This is a genomic window from Paenibacillus sp. GCM10027628, from assembly GCF_042676385.1.
Lineage (GTDB): Bacteria > Bacillota > Bacilli > Paenibacillales > NBRC-103111 > Paenibacillus_E.
The window spans coordinates 1-23731 of the sequence record NZ_JBHTHA010000029.1; the positions used below are offsets into that span (position 1 = coordinate 1).

25 protein-coding genes and 1 other annotated feature are annotated in these 23731 nt (G+C 45.3%); of the genes, 13 read left to right on the forward strand and 12 right to left on the reverse strand.

What is annotated here, in order from left to right:
• Positions 1–74 precede the first annotated feature (74 nt).
• Positions 75–539 (forward strand): transposase, encoded by a 465-nt coding sequence (locus ACFQZT_RS20050; RefSeq protein ID WP_460872189.1) that lies wholly within the window; start codon positions 75–77, stop codon positions 537–539.
• Positions 540–902: 363 nt separating this feature from the next.
• Positions 903–2588 carry a dihydroxy-acid dehydratase gene (gene ilvD / locus ACFQZT_RS20055; protein WP_379302621.1) on the forward strand — a complete coding sequence of 562 codons (1686 nt, stop codon included), beginning with the start codon at positions 903–905 and terminating at the stop codon, positions 2586–2588.
• A gap of 121 nt (positions 2589–2709) precedes the next feature.
• Here ilvD and ACFQZT_RS20060 read toward each other — a convergent pair whose 3' ends face one another.
• On the reverse strand, positions 2710–3831 hold the full coding sequence (locus ACFQZT_RS20060) for a permease (protein WP_379302622.1): 1122 nt from the start codon (positions 3829–3831) through the stop codon (positions 2710–2712).
• Between the two features lie 119 nt (positions 3832–3950).
• Positions 3951–4224, forward strand: a binding site (T-box leader).
• A 56-nt stretch (positions 4225–4280) separates the two neighbouring features.
• On the opposite strand from ACFQZT_RS20060, the gene trpS reads away from it, so the two are divergent.
• Entirely contained in the window at positions 4281–5261 is a 981-nt protein-coding gene (trpS, locus tag ACFQZT_RS20065) for a tryptophan--tRNA ligase (protein ID WP_379302623.1), read from the forward strand.
• Between the two features lie 69 nt (positions 5262–5330).
• Here trpS and bshA read toward each other — a convergent pair whose 3' ends face one another.
• Both bshA and ACFQZT_RS20075 read right to left on the reverse strand, forming a co-directional pair.
• The gene (bshA, locus tag ACFQZT_RS20070; protein WP_379302624.1) at positions 5331–6488 is read right to left on the reverse strand and encodes an N-acetyl-alpha-D-glucosaminyl L-malate synthase BshA; all 1158 of its coding nucleotides are present in this window, start codon (positions 6486–6488) and stop codon (positions 5331–5333) included.
• A gap of 159 nt (positions 6489–6647) precedes the next feature.
• Positions 6648–6833, reverse strand: coding sequence for a DUF5325 family protein (locus tag ACFQZT_RS20075; protein WP_379302625.1), 186 nt, complete (start codon positions 6831–6833; stop codon positions 6648–6650).
• 151 nt (positions 6834–6984) lie between these two features.
• On the opposite strand from ACFQZT_RS20075, the gene ACFQZT_RS20080 reads away from it, so the two are divergent.
• Positions 6985–7215: an alpha/beta-type small acid-soluble spore protein gene (locus tag ACFQZT_RS20080; protein ID WP_379302626.1), complete on the forward strand. Its 231-nt coding sequence runs from the start codon at positions 6985–6987 to the stop codon at positions 7213–7215.
• 110 nt (positions 7216–7325) lie between these two features.
• Here ACFQZT_RS20080 and ACFQZT_RS20085 read toward each other — a convergent pair whose 3' ends face one another.
• Positions 7326–8309 carry a metal-dependent hydrolase gene (locus tag ACFQZT_RS20085; protein ID WP_379302627.1) on the reverse strand — a complete coding sequence of 328 codons (984 nt, stop codon included), beginning with the start codon at positions 8307–8309 and terminating at the stop codon, positions 7326–7328.
• A 105-nt stretch (positions 8310–8414) separates the two neighbouring features.
• Here ACFQZT_RS20085 and ACFQZT_RS20090 point away from each other — a divergent pair, with 105 nt between their 5' ends.
• Positions 8415–8711 carry a hypothetical protein gene (locus ACFQZT_RS20090; protein ID WP_379302628.1) on the forward strand — a complete coding sequence of 99 codons (297 nt, stop codon included), beginning with the start codon at positions 8415–8417 and terminating at the stop codon, positions 8709–8711.
• Positions 8712–8802: 91 nt separating this feature from the next.
• Here the strand turns inward: ACFQZT_RS20090 and gerQ are convergent, their stop codons facing one another.
• Positions 8803–9237: a spore coat protein GerQ gene (gene gerQ, locus ACFQZT_RS20095; protein ID WP_379302629.1), complete on the reverse strand. Its 435-nt coding sequence runs from the start codon at positions 9235–9237 to the stop codon at positions 8803–8805.
• Between the two features lie 181 nt (positions 9238–9418).
• Positions 9419–10111, reverse strand: coding sequence for a response regulator transcription factor (locus ACFQZT_RS20100; protein WP_379302630.1), 693 nt, complete (start codon positions 10109–10111; stop codon positions 9419–9421).
• 233 nt (positions 10112–10344) lie between these two features.
• On the opposite strand from ACFQZT_RS20100, the gene ACFQZT_RS20105 reads away from it, so the two are divergent.
• Complete coding sequence (locus ACFQZT_RS20105) at positions 10345–10857, forward strand: AAA family ATPase (RefSeq protein WP_379302631.1); 513 nt, start codon at positions 10345–10347, stop codon at positions 10855–10857.
• A 38-nt stretch (positions 10858–10895) separates the two neighbouring features.
• Here ACFQZT_RS20105 and ACFQZT_RS20110 read toward each other — a convergent pair whose 3' ends face one another.
• Positions 10896–11471, reverse strand: coding sequence for a protein kinase (locus ACFQZT_RS20110; protein WP_379302632.1), 576 nt, complete (start codon positions 11469–11471; stop codon positions 10896–10898).
• A 179-nt stretch (positions 11472–11650) separates the two neighbouring features.
• Between ACFQZT_RS20110 and ACFQZT_RS20115 the strand changes: the two genes are divergently transcribed.
• The 6 genes from ACFQZT_RS20115 (at position 11651) to ACFQZT_RS20140 (ending at position 17971) form a co-directional block, all read left to right on the forward strand.
• Complete coding sequence (locus tag ACFQZT_RS20115; RefSeq protein WP_379302633.1) at positions 11651–12178, forward strand: AAA family ATPase; 528 nt, start codon at positions 11651–11653, stop codon at positions 12176–12178.
• A gap of 119 nt (positions 12179–12297) precedes the next feature.
• Positions 12298–13476: a glycosyltransferase family 4 protein gene (locus tag ACFQZT_RS20120; protein ID WP_379302634.1), complete on the forward strand. Its 1179-nt coding sequence runs from the start codon at positions 12298–12300 to the stop codon at positions 13474–13476.
• Between the two features lie 16 nt (positions 13477–13492).
• Entirely contained in the window at positions 13493–15244 is a 1752-nt protein-coding gene (locus ACFQZT_RS20125) for a glycosyltransferase (RefSeq protein WP_379302635.1), read from the forward strand.
• A 79-nt stretch (positions 15245–15323) separates the two neighbouring features.
• A complete protein-coding gene (locus ACFQZT_RS20130) occupies positions 15324–16136 on the forward strand; it encodes a glycosyltransferase family 8 protein (protein WP_379302636.1) in 813 nt (270 codons plus the stop codon).
• Between the two features lie 19 nt (positions 16137–16155).
• On the forward strand, positions 16156–16971 hold the full coding sequence (locus ACFQZT_RS20135) for a glycosyltransferase family 8 protein (RefSeq protein ID WP_379302637.1): 816 nt from the start codon (positions 16156–16158) through the stop codon (positions 16969–16971).
• A 13-nt stretch (positions 16972–16984) separates the two neighbouring features.
• On the forward strand, positions 16985–17971 hold the full coding sequence (locus ACFQZT_RS20140) for a GDP-mannose 4,6-dehydratase (RefSeq protein WP_379302638.1): 987 nt from the start codon (positions 16985–16987) through the stop codon (positions 17969–17971).
• Positions 17972–18072: 101 nt separating this feature from the next.
• Here ACFQZT_RS20140 and urtE read toward each other — a convergent pair whose 3' ends face one another.
• From urtE to urtA, 5 genes are all read right to left on the reverse strand, one after another.
• Entirely contained in the window at positions 18073–18768 is a 696-nt protein-coding gene (urtE, locus tag ACFQZT_RS20145) for an urea ABC transporter ATP-binding subunit UrtE (protein WP_379302639.1), read from the reverse strand.
• The gene (gene urtD / locus ACFQZT_RS20150) at positions 18761–19552 is read right to left on the reverse strand and encodes an urea ABC transporter ATP-binding protein UrtD (protein ID WP_379302640.1); all 792 of its coding nucleotides are present in this window, start codon (positions 19550–19552) and stop codon (positions 18761–18763) included. Before urtD ends, urtE begins: the two co-directional genes overlap by 8 nt.
• 222 nt (positions 19553–19774) lie before the next feature.
• Positions 19775–20848 (reverse strand): urea ABC transporter permease subunit UrtC, encoded by a 1074-nt coding sequence (urtC, locus tag ACFQZT_RS20155; RefSeq protein ID WP_379302641.1) that lies wholly within the window; start codon positions 20846–20848, stop codon positions 19775–19777.
• A 20-nt stretch (positions 20849–20868) separates the two neighbouring features.
• Positions 20869–21774: an urea ABC transporter permease subunit UrtB gene (gene urtB, locus ACFQZT_RS20160; RefSeq protein ID WP_379302642.1), complete on the reverse strand. Its 906-nt coding sequence runs from the start codon at positions 21772–21774 to the stop codon at positions 20869–20871.
• A 72-nt stretch (positions 21775–21846) separates the two neighbouring features.
• Entirely contained in the window at positions 21847–23121 is a 1275-nt protein-coding gene (gene urtA, locus ACFQZT_RS20165; protein WP_379302643.1) for an urea ABC transporter substrate-binding protein, read from the reverse strand.
• A 276-nt stretch (positions 23122–23397) separates the two neighbouring features.
• Between urtA and ACFQZT_RS20170 the strand changes: the two genes are divergently transcribed.
• Positions 23398–23700 carry an urease subunit gamma gene (locus ACFQZT_RS20170; protein ID WP_379302644.1) on the forward strand — a complete coding sequence of 101 codons (303 nt, stop codon included), beginning with the start codon at positions 23398–23400 and terminating at the stop codon, positions 23698–23700.
• The last annotated feature ends 31 nt before the right edge of the window (positions 23701–23731 follow it).

Genomic DNA, 23731 nt, shown 5'->3' on the forward strand with positions numbered 1-23731 from the left:
GACAGACGACGAATCCTGTACCCAAAAAGGTAGCTAATAATCGAATCGTTACCGGCCCCAATCAGTTATGGCAAATGGACATTAAGTATGGGTACGTCGCCGGCAAACGTCGGCATTTCTACTTAGCGAGCATCATCGATGTATTTGACCGAAGCATTGTCGCACATCATCGTGGAAAAGCCTGCAGTACAGAGGACATCTTACGCACGGTACAGAAGGCGCTTCTAAAGCGCGATATACACGGGCAAGATCACCAGTTGGTCATCCGTACTGACAATGGCCCACAGTTTATTAGCAAGGCATTTTATGCGTTCTGTCAGCAGGTTGGCATCGAGCATGAACGGATACCGAACCATACCCCAAACAAGAACGCCTATATTGAATCCTACCATAGCATCATAGAGCGTGAGTGCTACCTACGCAATTGCTTTGAAACCTTCGAGGAAGCTTTTGCGGAGGTAGACCACTTTATTCGCTTCTACAATAATGAACGTATTNAAAAGGCTCTAACAGCCGAGGGATTGCTTTCCAGAGGGTAGGAAAGCTCTCTGTAGCGGCCCTTTTGGGCGTTACAGGCCGCGGATTTGCCAGTGGCCAGCCTGAAAGGTCCAAAAAGGCTCTAACAGCCGAGGGAAACACTTTACCGCGGCTAGAAAATCAGCTGTAGCCTTCTTTTTGGGCATTACAGCGGAGAGATTCGCCTAACACCCGTCAGAAGGCCAGAAAAGGCCTTCTTTTTCAAATTTTACTGTCACATTGACGCGGGAACACACTAAAGGGAGAAATATCGCGAAAAGTGTGGTATGATAGATTCAATGTTTTGCGAAGCTCTGAAGCATATTACGTCCGCAGCGAGCCAAAGTCTTTGCGGGGGCCCAAATGAATATTAGGAGGAACAAAAGATGGCTAATCCAAAAATGCGTAGCGACATGATCAAAAAAGGTTTCGACCGCGCTCCACACCGCAGTTTGCTGCGTGCAGCCGGCGTTAAAGAGGAAGATTTCGGCAAGCCGTTTATTGCGGTCTGCAACTCTTATATAGACATTATTCCTGGCCATGTTCACTTGCAAGAGTTCGGTAAACTGGTGAAGGAAGCGATCCGTGAAGCAGGCGGCGTTCCTTTCGAGTTCAACACAATTGGTGTCGACGACGGTATCGCAATGGGTCACATCGGTATGCGTTATTCCCTGCCAAGCCGTGAGATTATTGCTGATTCCTTGGAAACTGTGGTGAATGCGCACTGGTTTGACGGCCTTATCTGTATTCCAAACTGTGATAAAATTACACCGGGCATGATCATGGGGGCTCTTCGCGTCAACATCCCAACGATGTTAGTGAGCGGCGGTCCGATGAAAGCCGGTAAAGATAAAAACGGTAAATCCATCTCCTTGTCCTCCGTATTTGAAGGCGTCGGCGCTTTCCAATCGGGTAAAATCGACGAAAAAGGCTTGGAAGAGTTGGAGCAATACGGTTGTCCGACATGCGGTTCCTGTTCCGGTATGTTCACAGCGAACTCCATGAACTGTCTGGCTGAAGGTCTCGGTCTTGCCATGCCGGGTAACGGTACGATTCTTGCAGTTGCCGAAGAACGCAAACAATTCGTTAAAGATTGCGCGAAACAATTGATGACGTTGATCGAAAAAGATATCAAGCCTCGCGATATCGTAACGATTGAAGCGATCGACAACGCCTTTGCTTTGGATATGGCGATGGGCGGTTCGACAAACACGGTTCTTCACACACTTGCTATCGCTGCTGAAGCCGGCGTTGACTATCCGATCTCCCGCATTAATGAAGTGGCGGAGCGCGTTCCTCATCTTGCGAAAATCGCCCCGGCGTCTGATTACCACATCGAAGATGTGCATTTGGCAGGTGGCGTTAGTGCAATTATCAATGAGCTTTTGAAAAAACCGGGCGCTTTCGACGGCGATCGCATTACAGTAACTGCGAAAACACTGCGTGAAAACGTAGCCGGCTGTGAAATTCAAAACACGGATGTGATCCGACCGCTCAGCAACCCGCACAGTGAAAGAGGCGGACTGGCTGTACTGTTCGGTAACCTCGCTCCAGAGGGCAGTATCGTGAAGGTCGGTGCCGTTGATAAATCAGTAGGCGGCCGTCACGTTGGTCCGGCGATCTGTTTCAACTCTCAAGATGAAGCATTGTATGGAATCGCGAATGGCCATGTGAAAGAAGGACATGTTGTTGTTATCCGTTATGAAGGTCCGAAAGGCGGCCCTGGTATGCCGGAAATGCTTGCCCCTACTTCTCAAATCGTAGGTATGGGTCTTGGAGCTAAAGTCGCTCTGATTACAGACGGACGTTTCTCCGGCGCATCGCGCGGTATCTCCATTGGTCATATGTCGCCTGAGGCGGCTGAGGGCGGACCTCTTGCTTTCGTCCAAGATGGTGACATTATCGATGTCGACATGGACAACCGCAAGATTGAATTGCAAATCAGCGATGAAGAATTTGCAAAACGCCGCGAAAACTGGACGGGCTTCGAGCCGAAAATCCAGTCTGGCTACTTGGCTCGATACACCAAATTGGTGACAAACGCGAGTGCCGGCGCGATTCTAAAGATCTAATTTTTCTTCAATAAGCTTTAATAAGCTTTGTTTGTAGCGCAGCATGGATGCTGCCTATAAACAAAGCTTTTTTAAATTAGCGCCGCGAATATGTGAGGCTCCTTTTTAGTCGGCAGACTTTTTAAGCGAGAAAATAATGCATGAATAACAGCGACCCGGCCAGTACAGTAATCGCAACCAGGAGGGAGAGCGATAGAACGAAGCGGGCTTTAAAAATGGAAAGCAGCATCAATGTGCTTTTCACGTCGATCATGGGACCGAACACGAGAAAGGCCAGCAATGAGCCGGATGAGAACGTCGTGGCAAATGAAGAAACGACGAAAGCATCCGTTGTCGAGCAAAGGGAAAGCAAGTAAGCGAAGCCCATCATGAACAGGTGGGAAATAACGGGCCCTTGACCGATGGCGGTCAAGCTGTCTTTGGCTACGAACGTTTGAATGAGTGCTGTAAGTAAGGCGCCCAGCATTAAAAATTTCCCCATCTCGAATAGCTCGGTGGTGCCATGACTGAGCATTGTGGCTACTCGTCCCCCGTGCGAATGGTTATGGGTGTGGTCATGATCATGAATATGACTGTGACTGTGACTGTGACTGTGACTGTGACTGTGACTATGACTGTGACTATGACTGTGACTGTGATGAGTATGATGGTGTTCATGTTCCGCATGGTCATGCCCGGAGCCGCCTACAGCTTGAAATGAATGGCGCAAAGGATTACTTTTTAAGAAACGCGTCAATAGGAAACCGACAACAAGTGCGACACTGAAAGTAAGACCCATGCGGGAATAGGCCATGGCCGGTTCATTCCGGAAAGCCATGTACGTCGATGCAAAAACAATCGGGTTAAGAATCGGTCCGACTAGAATGAAAATGACCGCGATATAAACGGGCATACCTTTTTTCATCAGCCGGCGTACGAAAGGGATCATTCCGCATTCGCAAAGCGGGAACATGATGCCGAGCACACAGGCGAAAAGCACCCCAATGAACGGGTTGCGCGGTGTCAGCCGGCGGATAAACGTCTCAGGAATGAAGCTTTCCACAACAGTGGAGAGGATGATGCCAAGCAGCATGAACGGCAGCGCATCAAGAAAGATATCCATGAATGAAGCGAATACGATCCTGATTTCATGGCCCATGAAAGCAATATCCGGAAGCTGTTTGGTTGTCACGATTAAGTAAAGCAGAAGTGCACAGATGGCCGTGGAGACGGGAAGACTCCATCGATACAATGTTGAGACCAAGTCGCATTACCCCTTTGTCCGAAAATTTCAATATGGTTCTATCCTATGTAGAAGGGGGGGAAGATAGGACAACCGGCTTGGTTGACATTACAAAAAGAGGGTGTATAATGATATAAAATCAGTAAGCGATGATAGGAACAAGTAAACTTGATTTCCGTTTCCCAGAGAGCCGGTGGATGGTGCGAACCGGTGAAACGACCAAGTTGAATGGATCCCTGAGCTTGAGGTTGAACGCAGAGCAGGGTTACCGGAACCTAGGCCGGTTACAATCGCCTTCTCTGTCCAGTATGCCAAACGGCAGCTCCCCGTTATCGGAGCCTGAAGGTCTCATGAGTTCAGATTAGCTCTGCTCATAGACAAATTAGGGTGGTACCACGGTCTCTCGTCCCTTGCGGGGAGAGGCCTTTTTGTTGTTGTTTTTTGGGTAAAATCGTGAGGAGGAATATGAAATGAAAAGAGTACTGTCCGGCATGCAATCCAGCGGCCAACTGACGATTGGTAATTATATTGGAGCACTGCGCAATTATGTGAAGCTGCAGCATTTGCACCAATGCTTTTTCATGGTCGTGGATATGCACGCGATTACGGTTCCACAGGAACCTGCTGCGCTTAGAGAGCAAACGGAAATGGCGGCATCGCTATATGTAGCGGCCGGGCTGGATCCGAACAAGGCATCCATTTTCCTGCAATCGCATGTAAGTGCTCATGCTGAGCTGGGATGGATCATGACAACGTTGACTCACATGGGCGAGCTTGAAAGAATGACGCAGTTTAAAGACAAATCCGAAGGAAAAGAGTCTGTCGGGGCTGGTTTGTTTACGTATCCGTCCCTTATGGCTGCCGACATTTTGTTGTACAATGCGGATATTATTCCAGTCGGGGATGATCAGAAGCAGCATCTGGAGCTAACACGAGATTTGGCAAACAGATTCAATAACCGTTTTGGCGAGTATTTCACGATGCCTGAACCTTACATGCCGGAAGTGGGCGCGAGAATTATGTCGTTAGACGATGCTTCGAAAAAGATGAGCAAGAGCAGCCCGAATCCAGGCAGTTTTATCGGCATGCTTGATGAACCGGATGTCATTCGCAAGAAGCTGAGCCGCGCGGTGACGGATTCCGGCCGTGAAGTGAAGTATGACCCTCAGAACAAGCGCGAAGTTAGTAATTTGATGAGCATATACTCTCATTTTGCGGATATGAGCATCGTCGAGATCGAGGCGAAGTACGAAGGGCAAGGCTATGGACCATTCAAAAAGGATCTGGCGGAGCACTTGGTTGCCGTCCTGGAGCCGATTCAACAACGATACCGCGAAATTCGCAGCACCGGAGAGATTCACGATGTTTTGAAAAAAGGCGCTCAAGAAGCCGCGGAAATCGCGAACCAAACGCTGATTGAAGTGAAGAAGCGGATGGGATTCGTTCTGTAAGACAAAAAAAGGGATTGATGCAGACGGTTTCTGCTCAATCCCTTTTTTTTATTGTTCCAAACCGCACTCTTACAAGTTCACGGAAGACTTCAGCTTCTCGCTTCCTGCTACACGGTAGTAAATCTCTTCGTACTGCTCCACAATGGCGGCAGCGGAAAATTGCGCGCGGGCATGCTGCATACCGGCGAGGGAAAACTCGTTCCACAGCTGCGGATTGCGAAGCAGCTGCACGGCATAGTCGGCCATTTGCTTCGTATCTCCAACCGGGGCAAGAAAACCGTCGATGCCGTGCCGAACGACTTCGGGAATGCCTCCTGCGTCGGAGCCGATCGTTGGAACGCCAGCGGCCATGGCCTCGAGGGCGACTAAACCGAAGCTCTCTTTCTCCGAGGGAAGAAGGAGAAGATCGGCAAGCCCAATAAGCTCGGCGACGTTATTTTGCTTGCCCAGATAATGAACCCGGTTCGCGAGTCCGAGTTCCTTCACCTGATTTACGGCTTTGGCAAGCTCGGGGCCTTCTCCGACGAAGATAAGGTGAGAAGGCGTCTGTTTATGTACAGCTGCGAAGATATCGATGACGTCAGAGATTCGTTTGACGGGGCGGAAATTGGACATGTGAAGCAGAATCTTTTCATGCGGCTGTGCAAATCCAGCTCGAAGCTGCGGATTGGCAGGTGTGATGTAATCGCGCGGATCGACGAAGTTGTAGACGAGCTCGATGGGTTTTTCGACGGCAAGCACTTCGTATGTCTCCATCATTAAATCCTGCGAGACGGCTGTAACCGCATCGCTTTCATGAATCGCCATACGGATCAGATCGCGCAAAGACGGATCATGACCTAAGATGGTAATGTCAGTTCCGTGCAGCGTAGTAACAACTTTCAAATGATCGCCGACCATTTGCTTGGCCAAATAAGCGCATATGGCATGGGGCACGGCATAATGGACATGCAGCAGATCCAGGTTTTCTTGCTTGGCGACCTGCGCCAACTTATTCGCCAGCGCCAAATCGTAAGGAGGGTAGCGGAATACATAATAATCACTGACTTCGACTTCGTGATAGTAAATATTCGAATGAAATTGACCGAGCCGAAACGGCATCCGGTCGGTGATAAAATGAACCTCATGGCCTTTTTCAGCAAGCATTTTGCCGAGTTCTGTTGCAACGACGCCGGATCCGCCAAGTGTCGGATAGCAGGAAATACCGATTTTCAGCATCGAACTCACCTCGTGATTTACAAATTCTTAATTTATTTCAACAATTAAATATTTTCATTTCGGTAATATATTTGATGAAAAAAAGTAGTGGTACAGGACAACTACTTTCTTTGGGGTGGTTTCTCTACATAGTCGTGAGAAAAGTATAGCCTTGTAGTCAAGCCGGTGTCAACGTTTCTGATGATCCCTTTTACGCAGCTTGGCTTTAACGGCAAATCCATAGCCGATAAATACGAGAGCGACGATGGAGCAGACGAGAACCATCCAAGGCTGTCTAAGAGCGATGAATAAGCTGATGCCGGTTAATAATAAAGTACCGACAACGGCGAATAGAAGTGCGAGCGGTTTACTCATGAATGTCACCTGCTTTCTTTCTTTTAAGCTTATTCTTTTATTTTAAACTTTTTTCATCGCTGTGCATATAATTTCATTTCCTCCACATACTATCTTTGCAAGCTTGCAAATACATCAAAGATTATAGCTGACTGAAAGGAGTCTGATCCTAATGGCTGCAGGACAATCTCGAAGCAGTAACGTATTGGTAGTTCCACAAGCTGGCCAAGCTTTAGATCAATTGAAATATGAGGTTGCTCAAGAACTGGGCATCCAAATTCCGCAAGATGGTTACATGGGTTATATGGCTACTCGCGATGCAGGCGCAATCGGTGGTAACATTACTCGCCGTCTGGTGCAAATTGCTGAGCAAACGCTGGCTGGCCAAAGCAATTTCCGTTAATTGGGAAGTCTGAATAGCTGTTTAGAAGCTCAGGGGCTTATGCCTCTGAGCTTTTTCTCATTTTCGAATAATAAAAAAACGCGTTAACAGTCAACGCGCCTTCTCATGCCTTAATATAAATCAACCTTCAATTTTTTCTCCAAACGGGATTCGTTCACCCATCCTACATAAGAATCAAGTGTTTGATAATCATGATCCATCAAGAGAACGCCGACGAAAGGATACTGCTTGCGATGACGGTATCGCACATCGGCCCATCTGACTTCATAGCCCCAACGATGCTCTTTGACTTCCGCACAGGTGAAGGAGGAAAAGTAGAGCAGGGCCTTTATATCTTCATGATTTTTGGAAGCTTCAATGGCCGGATGATTTTCGCATTTAACGGTATCGATCCATTTTAACTTCAAATTGCGCAGCTCGCCCAACTGGAAGGAGCCGTCTGTTCTGCGTTTAACCACATTCCATACATAGAGGTTGAAAGTTACGATGAGCGTATATTTGTCTCCCGGCTGATACGTTGGATCTTTGCGATACAGTCCTTTTTCCAATATATAATGGTCCAGAGAGCGCCAAATGTAATAGATCCCAATGACACTGTACAGCACCGGGAAAATAAGTGTCGGACTTGCGATGTGGAAAGACCACATGAATATCGCCGCCAGATGGCTGATAAAGATAAACGGATCAAAGATGTGTATAATGTTCCATGACACCCATTTTTCTGAAAAGGGGCGTAAAGCTTGCGTTCCATACGTATTGAACAAGTCGGTGAAAACGTGAAAGCATACGGCGATGGCTACCCACATGCCAACATGAAGGAGAGGGAGTCCATGGAAAAAGAGAGCGAGAGCTCCCGTGATCAGCAGTGTCCAAAGCAGCAAAGCTGGTAAAGAGTGAGAACGTCCGCGATGATTGCGAATATACGTGGCGTTTCCCTTAAAGCGTAGCAGCCCGTCCACATCAGGAATCTGCGAACCGATGACGGTACCGATGAAGACGGCTGTTGTCACCGAGGAATCGGCTGCTATGATGGGGTCGATCTGTGACAGTCCCGCTAACCCTAAACCAATAACAAGGTGTGTGCCAGTATCCAATGGGTTTCCTCCTAAGCTAAGTTTTCTGTGAAGAAAACTTTCTAAGCAAGCATAAGTTTAGTTTACCATTTTGGAGCAAAAAATAAATCAGAGGGAGATCTAAAAATGTTCAAAGTTTTTGTAGAGTATGCCATAAAACCCGGAGAACGGGATTCCTATCTCATCTATATGCGGGAATTGCGTCAACGGGAAGGGCGGCGTTTGGAATTACTTGAGGGTACTGATCAACCGGGACTTTTCGTTGAAATATGGCATGGAATTTCATATGAAGAGTACGAATCATTAAAGCAAGAACGTTTTCAACCGACTGACACTGCGGGAGGAAAAGTATTGTGGGATCAGTGGATCGAGGGAGGCATGCGTAAGCTGCATATGTGGCATTTCACGCAGGTTGCCGGATAAAAGTCCCCCAAAAGTGAACCTTAACCTTCTTACAACAAAAAGCCGCGGCTCTTAGGGAGAGCTTGGCGGCTTTTCATTTTCATAAAGTTTATTACCTGCCTTGAGGACCCTTACCACCTGCGTATGGATAATAGTAATTGAGTTCTTCATCGAATGTGATGTAGTCGAGGTTTACCATGAGCAATAGGTAACGCATACCTGTTGCGGGATCGCTGATGATGATGTGGTCGCGGCCGGCGGCTTCCAATCTGCCTTTGAAAATTTTGGCGTTCCATTCGGAATTGTTTTCATAAGTCATGTAGAGGGTTGCCATTTTACCGAGATTCAGACGAAGAATGTTCTCGATGAAGGATTCTTCCATAGGCAGTTGGCCTTGACCTGGACCGGGTATAAATGTCGAAACTCCTGGCGGCGCAGTTGTGACACCAGTTGGGGCAGACGTTGGTTGAGTCGGAGCTGGATAAGTTGTTGGGTATGGATAGCCGTACGGTACTTGCATCCCTGTTTTGTAAGGGTTATTCATCATCGTAATAAGTCCTCCTTGAGCTTTCAAACGGAAAGCTTCTTCACAAGTATTTTTGTTACGCATGCACCTATCTGAGCCGGAGCCAATAGGCCATTTTCCATACTTATCATATTGTGCAGGTGCCTATTTGGTGACAGATCCGATTCATTTTTTGGGCAATAAAAAAAGCCCCCGAAGGGGCTTACTCGAAGAACTTGTACCCGACACCCCAAACCGTTTTAATATATTTGGGTTCTTTCGGATCGGCTTCTATTTTTTTGCGCAGGTTAGCGATATGTACGTCGATGGCGCGCTCAGTTACATAGGAGTCAAACCCGCGTACGCGATTTAGCAATTCTTCTCTGCTATACACACGTCCTTGGTTTTGCCAAAACAACTTCATGATTTCAAACTCGGAGAACGTTGTTTCAATGACTTTGTTATGAACATACAGACAGCGCTTTTCGATATCTAAATGAACGGCTTGTTCCGTCATGACGGCAGTGGCCGAAGCGGTTGGGGCCGGAGGATAGGCCTGTGCGCGCCTTAGTAGGGCTTGTATTCTTGCTGCAAGCTCTCTCATGGAAAAAGGCTTGCATAAATAATCATCTGCCCCTGTTTGTAACCCGCGGACGCGGTCGGATACCTCACTTTTGGCAGAAACCATGAGAATAGGTACGTTGGATGTATGTCGGAAAAAACTGCAAAGCTGTATGCCATCAACGTCTGGGAGCATTATGTCAAGCACGATCACATCAGGCGCAAATTCAAGAAAATGAGCTTCCCCCTGCCGGCCATTCTCCGCACACCTTACTTCATAGCCTTCTTCGTACAAATAAATGGACATCATTTCCCTGATGCTTAAATCATCTTCAATAATTAATACTTTAGACATATTCGTCCTCCCTCCTTTTTCTTTCAAAGGTTTGGTGCCCGGTATGCCAGACGCAGTTTTTGTCTCCAAAATTAACGGGGGCTTTGTATTCATGTTATCATTATACATTTTGTGACGTCTAGTTTATATGAGGATTTCGTCCCTTAAGGTGTCGTTTAGTGGACAAACACATAAACCATATGAAACTTTCATTCATAGTATATTAAGATCTTGTTAAGAAAGGAGAATTGATTATGTCAAAAGTACCCTTATACATTGTTACAGGTGCTAGTGGGTCAGGGAAATCAACTGTTGTCAAGGAATTGCGGAGAGTAATGCCGGATTATGATGTTTTTGATTATGATGCTCTTATTAAGGTTATGAGAGACGACGAAGACGATGAAATAGACAAAAATAAATTAAAAAATATTTGGCTTCGGGTTGCACGAGGTATCGCTGAAAGTGGACGAAGTGCCATCATATGCGGAAGAATACAGCCTCAGGATATAAAAAAGTGCAAGGATTTCGATTATTTTAGGCGTATATACTACTTGGTCTTACATTGCGATGAGAAAACTCGTGAAAAAAGATTGCGAGCAAGATCCACAATGACGGACAAAAAGCTTCAATCTAATATAGATTTAGCAAAAAAGTTAATTCGTCGTGCTGATCAATACAGCCCAACAATGCCAGTTATCGATACTTCTAAAACCAATGCAGCTAAAGTTGCCAAACGAATAAGCAAATGGATACATGGACACAAATAAAAAACAAAAACTCCCGGTGCAGTGCAGCAGGGAGTTTTCTATTTATATTCTTTCCATTCCCGATAGGATTGCGGATCTATCTTTTTTACTTGTTTTAAAAAAGACGATAAAAGATTCATTTTTTTTAGTTCTTTTAGAAGTCTCTCCGGCTGCGCGGACTTTACTCTGAATGAGTTCACGTGGTCTATTACTTTAAGTTGCCGTTCCTTGGTTACGAAGATGTGGCGTAAACTCGCATCCAACCGGGTAAATTGCAACTGCTTCATTTCTTTTAGCAAGAATAGAATTCGTGCGGTCATTTTTTCGGATAACCTTCCTTTTGATTTCAGATATTGGTCTAAAGATGGACCCGACATGTACTCCATAATGATATAGTTTGCTCCGACCTCATAAAGTTTTGGAACAATGGGGGGGTGCTGGGCAACTTTTAAAACTTTGCTTTCTTGCAAGGCGTCCGTTTCTTTTGCAAAAACTTTTATGCATCGATCCGAAGAAATTTTAAAAACCGCTCCTTGCTCCCCGATTCCAATTAGCGGATAGGAAGTTGGATTATTAACAATTTCTACATGATTCCCTTTTCTGAATGCGACACTAATAGATTTATAGTCCTCCACTTTCAACAACTCCTTAAACAAGGTCTTCGTTCCTATGAGCGCGGCTCACAGATTTATTTATTTTATGGTGAAGAATTTAAAATTGCTCTAGTTGAACGCCACTTGCGGACACACACATAAACACTACGAGACTACATTTCATATAATATTAAAATCTTGTTAAGAAAGGAGACCTGGTGATGTCGAAAGTGCCTCTTTATATCGTTACAGGTGCCAGTGGTTCAGGAAAGACAACCGTTATCAAGGAGTTACGGAGATTAATGCCGGATTATGATGTGTTTGATTATGACGATATCATTCCGTTTATAAATGAGGACAAGGCCCGCTTTAATAAAGAAACCACCCATCTCATACAAAATATTTGGCTTCGTGTAGCACGAGATATCGCAGAAAGCGGTCGAATCACCATTTTATGCGGGATCGTCTCACCGAAGGATATTGAAAAATGTGAGGACCTTCATTATTTTAGCCACATCTACTACCTGATTTTACATTGCGATGATAAAACTCGTGAGACCCGACTGCGGACAAGAAAAAGAATGACCGAACAGAAGATTCAATCCAATCTCAAATTAGCAAGAAGTTTTATTAAAAATGCCGATAAATATTCGCCGCCCATGCCAATTGTCGATACTTCGAAAACGGATGCCGCTAAAGTGGCAAAACAAATAAAAGAGTGGGTACAAGAACAAAAAGTTTTTATCTGAAGTGAGCACCAGTCCAATTTCATAGTCATTTTGCCCTTTGCTCTGTTACGTTTTTTAAGAAAAAACATAGAATGAAATCTGATGCTGGGGCAAGCACTAGCCGCAAAGGGGATGTATGCATGGGAGAATTAAATATCGGCGTTTTTCTAGGTGAAAATCTTCCTTCGTATTGGGCTCATAGTTTTAATGTCATGAAAATGGCTCAAGGTTTCAAACACATCGGCTGCAAAACGGAGGTTATCACATCAGAAAATGTGAACACGGTAAAGTTAAAAAAAGAAATCAAAAACATATATTCACATTATGGAGTTGACAGCAGTATCCGTATCCACTATTTTTCTCCATCAAAAGAAGCCTACTTAAGCGGTAAAACACGATATGACCTCACATTTTGCCAGACAGCTTGTAAGTACGCTAAAGAGAAGAAGTTTGATTTTGTTTACTGCAGAAATCATTTGCTGGCGTATCTTACGGCAAAAGAAGGCATTCCTACTTTTCTAGAGGCGCATCATACCAATTATGATGAACCGGTACGCCAGAAAATATATAAAGTAGCCGATTTGAATTCATTTAGAGGATTGGTTACGATACATGACGACATTAAACAGGCCTACATGAAAAGGGGAATGCCAAAAAATAAAATATTAGTATTAGAAGACGGCGTCGATCTCAAACGCTTTGATATTTCCGATGATAAATTAAAGTGGAGAGAGAGTTTGGGATTGGACAAAGGAAAATATTATGCCGTTTACTGTGGACATCTCTACCCGGAAAAAGGGATTGAAGTGATCTTGCAAGCGGCCGAAAAACTCCAGCACCTAAAGGATTTGGAGTTTCTGATGGTCGGCGGTTTGGAAAAAGATAAACGCAGATGGGAAAAATATTGTTTAAATAAAGGGATTAAAAATGTTCAATTTACCGGGTTCATCCCTAACTCCCATGTTCCGGGGTATCTCAAAGCCGCCGATTGTCTATTGCTTGCCTATAAAATTCAAAATATGAAATATAAAGTCATGGATATAAATACAACTTCACCTCTAAAATTATTTGAGTATATGGCGTCCAAAAGGCCTATCGTAGCAACCGATATTCCAACGATCAGGAAGGTGTTGACACACGAATCCGATTCGCTTCTCGTTCGTCCGGATGACATAAAGGATTTCAGTTCTGCAATTAAAAGATTGATGCAAGATAAAAAACTAAGCGTAGCGCTTGGTCAAAAAGCCTATGAGGAGGTTGAAAAGTATTCTTGGGATCACAGATGCAAAAAGATCGTAAAATTCTTTTCTAAGAGATAACCGGGAGGTGCAGGTAATGAAAATAGTTCAGGTCTGCAGGGATAAATATAAGATCCCGCCTGAGGATAACGGAAGCATTGAATTTTTGATTTATTGGTTGGTTGAAGAGCTGGTGAAACGCGGTCATGAGGTTATCACATATGCTCCTTATGGATCAAAATTGAGCGGTAAAGTTATCCATTATCCGGCGAAAAGAATTACGGGAAAACAAATCTTGGATCTAGTCGTACGCACCCTGCCTAAAGATGTCGATATCATCCATGACCATATGGGGGTTATTGCAAAAGCTAACCTCCCGACTCCGACATTGTTTCATTCGCATGATCCTTTCAGGAAGGATGTGCAAATCCCCTTATATGTGAGCCGGAATATTTTAAACGGAGAAGGATTAAAAAAAGGCTTTTACCTGAATAATGGAATTCGGGTGGAAGACTATCAGTTTCAACCGAAGAAAGAAGACTATCTGCTATTTCTCGGGCGGCTGCTTGATGAGAAAGGGGCTCATCATGCCATAGAAATCGCAAAGCGAACCGGAAAAAGGCTGCTTATTGCCGGACCTGTACAAGATGAGCAGTACTTTAAAGACCGCATTAAACCTTACCTAGACCATCAAATCTCCTATGTGGGTCCGACCTCAGGCCAGCACAAACAAAATCTGCTAAAGAATGCGCAATGTCTTTTGTTCCCTACTAATTTTGAAGACCCATTTCCTCTTGTCCCGTTAGAGGCGTTGGCTTGCGGAACGCCAGTCGTCGCGTTAAGGAGAGGAGGGCTGCCCGAACAATTGCATGGGCTGCCGGGACTCATTTGCGACTCTGTGGATAAAATGGTTGAAATGGTCAAAAAAGGGAAATTTCCGACACCTCTGCAATGCCGGAAATATATAAAAAAATATTATACGATTCCCATCATGACCGAAAATTTGCTTCAAATTTATCGTTCCATATTAGATTCAAACATGTATAAGCCCAAGAGAGAAACGAAAACCAGCGATCAAACGATTCACGTTGTTATGGCCACGAATGATAATTACGCCAAACATCTTGCAGTCATGTTAAATTCACTGTTGGAAAACAAGGTTTCAAAGAATCCTATACAAATCTATGTTATTGGCAGTGACATCTCTGCAACAAATAAATCATTACTCGATAAAACAGCAGGTAAATTTAATTTGAAAATTAAATATAAAGAAATCGACCCAGCCGCATATAAAGACTTTGCGACATATAAATACGTCACTAAGGAAACGTATTACCGTTTATCCATACCGGATCTCCTTCATGAAAAGGTGCACAAAGCTATTTATTTGGACAGTGATATTATTGTTAAAGAAGATATAACGAAGTTATGGAACATCAATATGGATGGCTATTTCTTAGGTGCGGTTGAAGATTGCTTGATCAAGGATGCAAGAAACAGCGACCTCTATATGCCCCGGAAGTCGAAATATTTTAATGCTGGCGTCCTTGTTCTTAACTTAAAAAAGTGGCGGGCAGAAAAGATAAAAAATAAAATTTTTGAATTCATCAAAACAAAATCTTCGAGAATCAAATACTGCGATCAAGATGCTCTAAATGCAATTCTTCATGATAAATGGCGCCAATTAGACCCCAAATGGAATTTTCAATCTCAATATCTCTCTTACCCCGATCTTAAAATAAAGCCCGCTGTCATTCATTACACGGGAAGAAATAAACCTTGGGACTCCGAACATCCGCTAAAAGAAGAATATTTTAAATATAAGAAAAATATGGAGCGTAAAAAATAGTAATTTAAACCAACACCTCGGTTAAAAGCCATAAATATATTACTGTAGGACAGAACTTTTATGTCTAGGAGGTGTACCTTTGGTTGATGATCCATCCAAACAGACGATTTACATCGCTACGGCCACGAACAATAAGTATGCTGAGCATCTTGCCGTCATGTTAAATTCACTTTTAGAAAATAAAGCTTCAAAGAACCCTATAAAAATATATGTGATTGGCAGTGATATCTCCGAACAGAATCAATCTTTACTCGCAAAAACAGTAGGTAAATTTAAAGCCAAGATTAGATTTAAACCAATCGATCCGACCCTATATGAAGACTTTATGAAATTGGTTTCTAGAGCCGGCGCGCAAAAACATCTCACTAAGGAAACCTATTATCGTATAGCCATACCGGACCTCTTTAAAGAAAAGGTACACAAAGTGATTTATTTGGACAGCGATATGATTGTTAAAGAGGATATAACCCAGTTATGGAATTTGAATATTGATCAATATTTCTTAGGTGCAATTGAGGATAGTTTTGTAAAGGATTCAAGAAATAAGGTTCTCGATTTGCCCCGGAAGTCGAAATATTTTAATGCGGGCGTCCTGTTAATTAACTTAAAAAAATGGCGGGAAGAGCGTGTAAAAAATAAAATTATTGATTTCATTAAAAATAATTCTTCAAAAATTAAATTTTGCAGTCAAGATCCCCTGAATGCTATTTTTCATGATAAATGGCTTCCAATAGACCTCAAATGGAATTTTCAGACCTATCATCTTACTTACCCTGATCTTAAAAACATAAACCCGGCTATTATTCATTACACAGGAAGAAAAAAACCCTGGAAAACCGAACATCCGCTAAAAGATGAGTATTTTAAATATAGGAAAAATATTTTTAACTGAGCGTCTAGGAGGTATACCTTTGTCGAATGATGGATCCGTTCTTGATACGATTCACATCGTTACTGCCACGAACAATGCTTACGCAGAGCATCTTGCGGTCATGATCAATTCACTGCTAGAAAATAAGGTTTCAAAGAACCCCATAAAAATATATGTAATTGGCAGCGATATTTCTCAGAAGAACAAATCTATACTCGTCAGAACAGTAAGAAAATTTAAAGCAAGGATTAGATTTAAACAAGTCGATCCCAAAATATACGAAGAATTTATGAAAGTGGTTTCTGTAGGCAATGCGCAAAAGTATCTCACTAAGGAAACCTATTATCGCATAGCCATACCGGATCTTTTAAGATCCAGGGTGCACAAAGCGATTTATTTAGACAGCGATATGATTGTGAAAGAGGATATAACCAAGTTATGGAATATGGATATTGACCAATATTTTTTAGGCGCAGTTGAGGATTACTGGGTAAAGGATTCAAGAAATAAGTCTCTCTCTATGCCCCGGAAGTCGAAATATTTTAATGCGGGCGTCCTTGTCATTAATTTAAAAAAGTGGCGGGAGGAACGTGTAAAAAATAAAATTATTGAATTCATTAAAAAAAATTCCTCTAAAATTAAATTTTACAGTCAAGACCCTCTAAACGCTATTTTTCATGATAAGTGGCTCCAGATCGACCCTAAATGGAATTTTCAGACCCAGTATCTTTCCTACTCTAAACTTAAAAACATAAAACCTGCCATTATTCATTACACAGGAGGGAATAAACCCTGGAAGTCCAAACATCCGCTGAAAGAAGAATATTTAAAATATAGGAAAAATGTTTTTAATTGAGGATGAGAGAGCTATGATGAGAACGATTGTAGTTACCGGAGGGGCGGGATTTATCGGGTCGCATTTATGTGAAGCTTTGCTGGACAGTGGTCATAAGGTCATTAATATAGATAGTTTCAATGACTACTATGATCCTCAGATTAAAAGAAATAATGTAAAGGATGCGATGCGGCAGCTTTCGGAAATAGATACGGATCGATACGTAATAGAAGAAGGGGACATTCGTGATACGGCATTTTTAAAGAAAGTGTTTGATCAGAATCAAGTGGATACCATTGTACATTTGGCCGCTTACGCCGGGGTAAGGCCTTCCATCGAAAATCCTGTTCTCTATACGGATGTCAATATCAACGGGACAGTAAATTTGCTTGAAGTCTGCAAACAGTACAACATTAATAAATTTGTGTTTGCTTCTTCTTCTTCGGTTTATGGCAATCATGCGCATGTGCCTTTTTCAGAGAAAGATGCGGTAGACTCTCCGATCTCACCTTACGCGGCAACGAAGAAAGCCGGTGAGCTTCTTTGCTACACGTATCACCGCTTATACAAGATAAATACCGCATGTTTAAGATTTTTCACTGTATACGGGCCAAGACAAAGACCTGACTTAGCGATCCATAAATTTGCGAGGCTAATTCTCGATGGGCAGTCGATTCCTTTTTACGGAGACGGTTCAACGGAAAGAGACTACACCTATATCGATGATATCATTGATGGCGTTATGAAAACCATCGAATGGGTTCATCAAGGAACTGATAAGTACGAGGTGTTCAATCTCGGTGAGTCGAATACAGTCAGCTTGTCAAAAATGGTGAAAACGATAGAAGTCTGTGTAGATAAACAGGCCATATTAAATAAAATGCCGCTACAGCCCGGTGACGTGAATCGAACCTATGCAGATGTAAGCAAATCAAAAGAAATACTCGGCTATGATCCGCGGACATCGTTCGAGGATGGGGTTAATAAGTTTGTATCTTGGTTGTTAAAGAGAAATAGTTAACGCCTGTGTGAAGCTGCGTAAAAAAGATAAAAAGGGCTGATCCTGCGTCAGCTAATGCGACTTCATGGACAGCCCTCCTAGTAACTGACGTCGGGAGACGATCATACGGTAAGATGTTTCTTGACCTGGTCTTCACTGAGCTGCTCGGCATTGCCTTCGGCAACAATCGTGCCGCGGTCCAGTACATAATAATAGTCAGCAATGCGGGTTGCGAACTCGAGGCTCTGTTCAACTAGCAGTACGGCGATTTCCCGATTGCGCTTGATGGATTCGATAATCGCTTCGATCTCCATCACGATGGAAGGCTGAATCCCCTCCATAGGTTCATCCAGCAGCAGAAGCTTCGGGCCTGCAGCCATGGCACGGGCGATTGCCAATTGCTGCTGCTGGCCGCCGCTAAGATCGCCGCCTTTGCGGTGGAGCATTTGCCGAAGCACGGGGAAGGTGTCGAAAAGGGTTTCGGGCAGCTTTTTTCTTCCATCTGCGGCGGCCTCAAGCCCGAGGAGCAGATTTTCCTCCACTGTTAACTGCGGGAAGATATCGCGGCCTTGAGGCACGTAGCCGATGCCGGATTTGGCGCGCCGGTCCGGAGGCAGAGAGGTCAAATCAAGCTCGTTGTAATGGACAGAGCCTGATTTGAGGCGGATCAGTCCCATGATGCTCTTCATGAGCGTTGATTTGCCGACGCCGTTGCGTCCCATCAAGCAAACGATCTGCCCGGGCTGCACGCGAAGGTTCACATTGCGAATCACCATGCTTTCGCCATAGCCGGCTTCTACTTTTTGAAGGTTAAGCACCGCGTTCCACTCTCCTTCCGAGGTACACTTCCGCCACCTTCTCATCATTCTGAATCTCCTGCATCGTTCCTTCGCGGAGCAAAGATCCTTCATGCAGAACGGTTACGGTTCTGGCGAACTGACGGACGAATTCCATATCGTGTTCGACCACGATGATCGTTTGATGCGTGCTGATTTGATGCAGCAGCTCCCCGGTTTTCTCCGTCTCGTTGTCGGTCATGCCGGCTGCAGGTTCGTCGAGCAGCAGGAGATCTGGCTCCTGCATCAGCAGCATGCCAATCTCGAGCCACTGCTTTTCCCCGTGGGAAAGCGAGCCGGCACGCTCCTTGGCCTTGCTATGCAGGCCGATCATCTCCAGCCTGTGATGCAGGCGTTCCCGCTGCTCACTCGTCGTTTTGGCCCAGAGTGCGCTCAGCAGGCCGCGCTGCTGCTTCATGGAAAGCGCCAGATTTTCGAAGACGGTTAACGTCGAGAATACAGAAGGCGCCTGGAACTTTCGCCCGATGCCGAGCTGGGCGATCTGGTGCTCCTGATGTTTGGTCAGATCGATGGAATCTTTGAATATAACCTGGCCTTGAGAAGGTTTCACTTTGCCGCAAATGACATCGAGCAGAGTTGTTTTTCCCGCGCCATTGGGTCCGATAAGAAATCTTAGTTCCCCGTGCTGCAAAGAAAAATCCAGATTGCGCAAAGCTTTAAATCCGTCAAAACTGACTTCGAGTCCTTCCACGCGCAGAATTTCCCTGCCAGGTACAGGGGCTTGCATGGCTAATTGTCCAAGCATCGGGATATTCCTCCTCATTTTAGTTTAGTGCTTAACTGGGGTCCCCGCAAAGTAATGTCTAAACTCTTATCGAAGCAATTGGGGAAGAATGACCGCTTTATTTGGTGAGTTTAGACGCCGATCGAGCCCCTGGCTCGATGCGGACGGAATATGCTCCAGAGCTTTGCTTCACTTTGTGGGGCATTATAGGGATCTTTGAGCGGAGCTCAAAGTCTCTCCACTTTATCTCGCTTCTTGCGAAGAAACCGGCTTGGGCAGATCGGGTCTTTTCCAAATTGAGGCATACTGGGCAACCGTACCGACAATGCCTTTAGGCAGAAGCAAGACGACAATGATGAACATGGCGCCGAGTATGATTGGCCACCATTCGGGGTACGCTTCGCTGAACGTTGTTTTGGCTGCATTCGTAATTAATGCGCCGAGGACGGCTCCACCAACGGTTGAACGGCCACCGATGGCGACCCAGAGCACCATTTCGATGGAGGGGACGATGCCCATTTGAGCGGGAGAAATAATCCCTTCCTGCAGGACGAAGAGTACGCCGGCAAGACCGGCTAGCCCGGCTGAAACGCAGTAAATGAATACTTTATAGGTAACGGGGTTGTAGCCGATGAAGCGAACCCTGTTTTCGCCGTCGCGAATAGCCGTCAAGATATTGCCCATCCGGCTGGAAACAAGCAGGCTGCACAGAACGAGCACGACCAGAACGACTGCTAACGTAAGGTAGAAAAACAACAATTTCGTTGAAGGCGAGCGAAGATTGAGGCCTAAGAAAGTCTCAAAGTTCGTTAGCCCGTTCGTTCCTCCGGTATAGCCCTGCTGTCCGACGAACAGCGTCACGGTAATAATGACAAGCGCTTGCGAAAGGATCGAGAAGAACGCGCCTTTTATCCGGTTGCGAAATGTGAAATAGCCTAAGATAAAGGCGACAATCATCGGAACGATGAGAGCCATCAGGAAAGCTGCGCCTGCGTTGTGAAAAGGGACCCAAAACCAGGGCAGCGTTTCGACGCCGCTCCATGACATAAAATCAGGCAGTTGATCGGGAGCTGCCGCCAATTTAAGGTGCATGGCCATGCAATAAGCGCCGAGTCCGAAATAGACGCCGTGTCCAAGGCTGAGTATGCCGGTGTAGCCCCAAATCAAATCAATCCCCATCGCGATGATGGCATATGCGAGAAATTTGCCGAGAAGCGATAGTCTGAACTCGGAGAGAAACAAAGGCGCTAGCGCTACTATGATGAAGCAAATGCTGTAGGCCGTAAGCTTGATTCTGGAATGTCCTGCTGCAAGCATGGGAGAGCCACATCCTTTCTTCAGTCTAAGGATCTTGAACGGATCGTCACAAGTCCCATCGGTTTCCATTGCAAGAAGGCGATAATGAGCGTAAAGACCAACACTTTGCCCAGCGTGGCGCTTGTTGTATACTCCAAAGCCGTATTGAAAACCCCTATGCCTAGGGCACCTGCAACCGTGCCGATGAGCTTCCCGATACCGCCGAGTACGACAACCATGAAAGCATCAACAATGTAGTAGGTGCCGATGGTTGGACCTATGGGACCGAGCAAGGAGAGCGCGCAACCGGCAATGCCGGCCATCGCGGAGCCGAACGCAAAGGATTGAGCGTCAACCCGGCGCGTTGAGATCCCGAGACAAGCAGCCATGTCGCGATTCTGCATGACGGCTCTCATCCGTCTGCCTCCTGCGGAATGGTACAAGTACACGTAAATGACGGTGATACATAAGATGACGAGCGCGATAATGAAAAGCCGCTTGTAGGGAAGAATGAGGTCGGCCGTGATATGCAGACCGCCTTCCAGCCACTGCGGGGCTCTGACTGCGACATTAGGTGCGCCGAAGATCGAACGGGCGACCTGCTGCAGGGCCAGACTAACGCCCCAGGTAGCAAGCAAGCTGTCTAGCGGTCTGCCATACATGTAGCGGATGAGCAGAGCCTCGAGCAGCCAGCCGATCAAGAAGGCGACGGCAAAGGCGACGCCCAGTGAAACTATGAAATACCAGCCGAATAAGGAAGCTGGCAAAAACTTTTGAAACCATTGCTGTACCAAGTAAGCCATATAGGCGCCAATCATAATAAATTCGCCATGCGCCATGTTCATTACATTCATCAGTCCAAACGTAATGGCCAGACCGATTGCGATCAAGAGCAAGATGGAGCTCAGACTCAACCCGTTAAATAATTGAAGGAGCAGCAGACTCATAACATCCCCCCGATTTCATAGCATATAGGACTGCCGTGAGGCAGTCCTGTTTCTTTGGCTTCGACAAATGATTTATTTCTTGGTTACTTCAGCGCCCCAAGGGTATGTTTTCAGGTAAGGGTCGGGTTTCAGCGGCTGGCCGGAATTCCAAATTTCTTTAATTTGACCATCAGCTTGAATTTGCCCGATGCGCGTTGTTTTGGAAATATGCTGGTTCTCGCCGTCAATTGTGACTTTTCCTTCCGGCGAGTTCCATTCGATGCCTTTGGCTGCGGCTTTCACTTTCTCAACCTCGAAGGATCCCGCTTTCTTTACAGCTTCCGCCCAAAGGTAGACGGCAGTATAGCCGGCTTCTATCGGATCATCGGTTACGCGGTCTTTACCGTATTTGGCTTTGTAGGCTTCTACGAATTTTTTGTTCTCAGGGATATCTGTTGTTTGATAGTAGTTCCAAGCCGTGTAGTGGCCATCCAGTACGGAGGCGCCGATGCCTCGAACTTCTTCTTCGGCGATGCTGACCGACATGGTGGTCAGATCTTTGGAGGTGATGCCGGCATCCTTCAATTGCTTGAAGAAGGCCACGTTGCTGTCACCGTTCAGTGTATTGAAAATAACGTCCGGTTTTTCTTTTTTGATTTTGCTGATGATCGTGTTGTAATCCGTGTGCCCTAGCGGCGTGTATTCTTCTGCTACGAGTGTGCCGCCTTCGGCTTTCAGCTGTTCTTTAATGATTTTGTTGGCGGTTCTTGGGAAGACGTAGTCGGATCCGAGCAGGTAGAACTTCTTGCCTTTGTTTTGCAGGAGCCAGGTCACGGCAGGGATGATTTGCTGGTTCGTTGTCGCGCCCGTATAGAAAATGTTCGGCGACGATTCGAGCCCTTCATACTGCACAGGATACCAAAGCAGGCCTTTGTTTTGTTCCACGACAGGAAGTACCGCTTTGCGGCTGGCTGACGTCCAGCACCCGAAGATCGTCACGACGCTATCTTTTTGCAGTAATTTCTTTGTCTTTTCTGCAAAAGTCGGCCAGTCCGATGCGCCGTCTTCAACGACGGGTTTGATTTTTTTGCCCAAAAGTCCCCCGGCTGCATTGATCTCTTCAATCGCCATCAATTCGGCATCCCGTACGGATACCTCGCTAATGGACATGGTGCCGGTCAAGGAGTGGAGAATACCGACAGGTACCGTTTCATCCTTCGTCTCAGCTTTAGCCTCAGCGGCCTTCGTTGCAACAGGCGTAGTTGTCGTGGATGCTGAAGGTTCGGATTTAGCGCAGCCGGCTATAACCATCATGAGTGCCATGCTCATCGTGACGGTGAGCTTGCCGATGTTTCTTTTCTCTCTCATTCACGTCCCACTCCCTTACAAGATTTGGATTACATCGCTTATGATAAAGTGGAAGAATGGTTTGTGTCAATATACATAACATTAAAGGTTAAATATTGTGGATTTTGCACAAAAATGGTATGAATTTTTGTTTGTTTTTAAATATTTACGAAAAATAAATGGAATTATGAGTGATCGTGTGAATAAATCTAACATTAAATGATTTACTTTCGCCAGATAGCCGAATATAATGAGGATATGAGATTCCCATTATTCGGTTTTTGAAGAGGTGAGGATGTGTATTTGACGGAGAGAGAAAAGGAAAAGCTGCTCATCACAGTGGCAGCTGACCTAGCTCGTCGAAGACTGGCCAGAGGCGTGAAACTGAATTATCCGGAAAGCGTAGCTTTGCTGACATCAGAAATCATGGAAGGCGCCAGAGACGGATTAACGGTGGCTCAACTCATGGAATTCGGTACCACGATATTGAAAGCGGAACAGGTCATGGAAGGCGTGCCGCAAATGATTCATGAGGTGCAGGTGGAAGCCACCTTCCCTGATGGGACGAAGCTCGTGACCGTACACCAGCCGATTAGCTGATTCTGTGAGGTGCTCCACAGGGGAGACCCGT

What these genes read in the sequence shown, in the direction of transcription:
- ACFQZT_RS20140 (WP_379302638.1), top strand. Translation starts at nt 16,985, where the DNA reads ATGATGAGAACGATTGTAGTTACCGGAGGGGCGGGATTTATCGGGTCG.
- ACFQZT_RS20120 (WP_379302634.1), top strand. Translation starts at nt 12,298, where the DNA reads ATGGGAGAATTAAATATCGGCGTTTTTCTAGGTGAAAATCTTCCTTCG.
- ACFQZT_RS20100 (WP_379302630.1), bottom strand. Translation starts at nt 10,111, where the DNA reads ATGTCTAAAGTATTAATTATTGAAGATGATTTAAGCATCAGGGAAATG.
- urtC (WP_379302641.1), bottom strand. Translation starts at nt 20,848, where the DNA reads ATGCTTGCAGCAGGACATTCCAGAATCAAGCTTACGGCCTACAGCATT.
- ACFQZT_RS20105 (WP_379302631.1), top strand. Translation starts at nt 10,345, where the DNA reads ATGTCAAAAGTACCCTTATACATTGTTACAGGTGCTAGTGGGTCAGGG.
- ACFQZT_RS20125 (WP_379302635.1), top strand. Translation starts at nt 13,493, where the DNA reads ATGAAAATAGTTCAGGTCTGCAGGGATAAATATAAGATCCCGCCTGAG.
- trpS (WP_379302623.1), top strand. Translation starts at nt 4,281, where the DNA reads ATGAAAAGAGTACTGTCCGGCATGCAATCCAGCGGCCAACTGACGATT.
- ilvD (WP_379302621.1), top strand. Translation starts at nt 903, where the DNA reads ATGGCTAATCCAAAAATGCGTAGCGACATGATCAAAAAAGGTTTCGAC.
- gerQ (WP_379302629.1), bottom strand. Translation starts at nt 9,237, where the DNA reads ATGATGAATAACCCTTACAAAACAGGGATGCAAGTACCGTACGGCTAT.
- ACFQZT_RS20090 (WP_379302628.1), top strand. Translation starts at nt 8,415, where the DNA reads ATGTTCAAAGTTTTTGTAGAGTATGCCATAAAACCCGGAGAACGGGAT.
- urtA (WP_379302643.1), bottom strand. Translation starts at nt 23,121, where the DNA reads ATGAGAGAGAAAAGAAACATCGGCAAGCTCACCGTCACGATGAGCATG.
- ACFQZT_RS20080 (WP_379302626.1), top strand. Translation starts at nt 6,985, where the DNA reads ATGGCTGCAGGACAATCTCGAAGCAGTAACGTATTGGTAGTTCCACAA.
- ACFQZT_RS20115 (WP_379302633.1), top strand. Translation starts at nt 11,651, where the DNA reads ATGTCGAAAGTGCCTCTTTATATCGTTACAGGTGCCAGTGGTTCAGGA.
- urtD (WP_379302640.1), bottom strand. Translation starts at nt 19,552, where the DNA reads ATGCTTGGACAATTAGCCATGCAAGCCCCTGTACCTGGCAGGGAAATT.
- ACFQZT_RS20075 (WP_379302625.1), bottom strand. Translation starts at nt 6,833, where the DNA reads ATGAGTAAACCGCTCGCACTTCTATTCGCCGTTGTCGGTACTTTATTA.
- urtB (WP_379302642.1), bottom strand. Translation starts at nt 21,774, where the DNA reads ATGAGTCTGCTGCTCCTTCAATTATTTAACGGGTTGAGTCTGAGCTCC.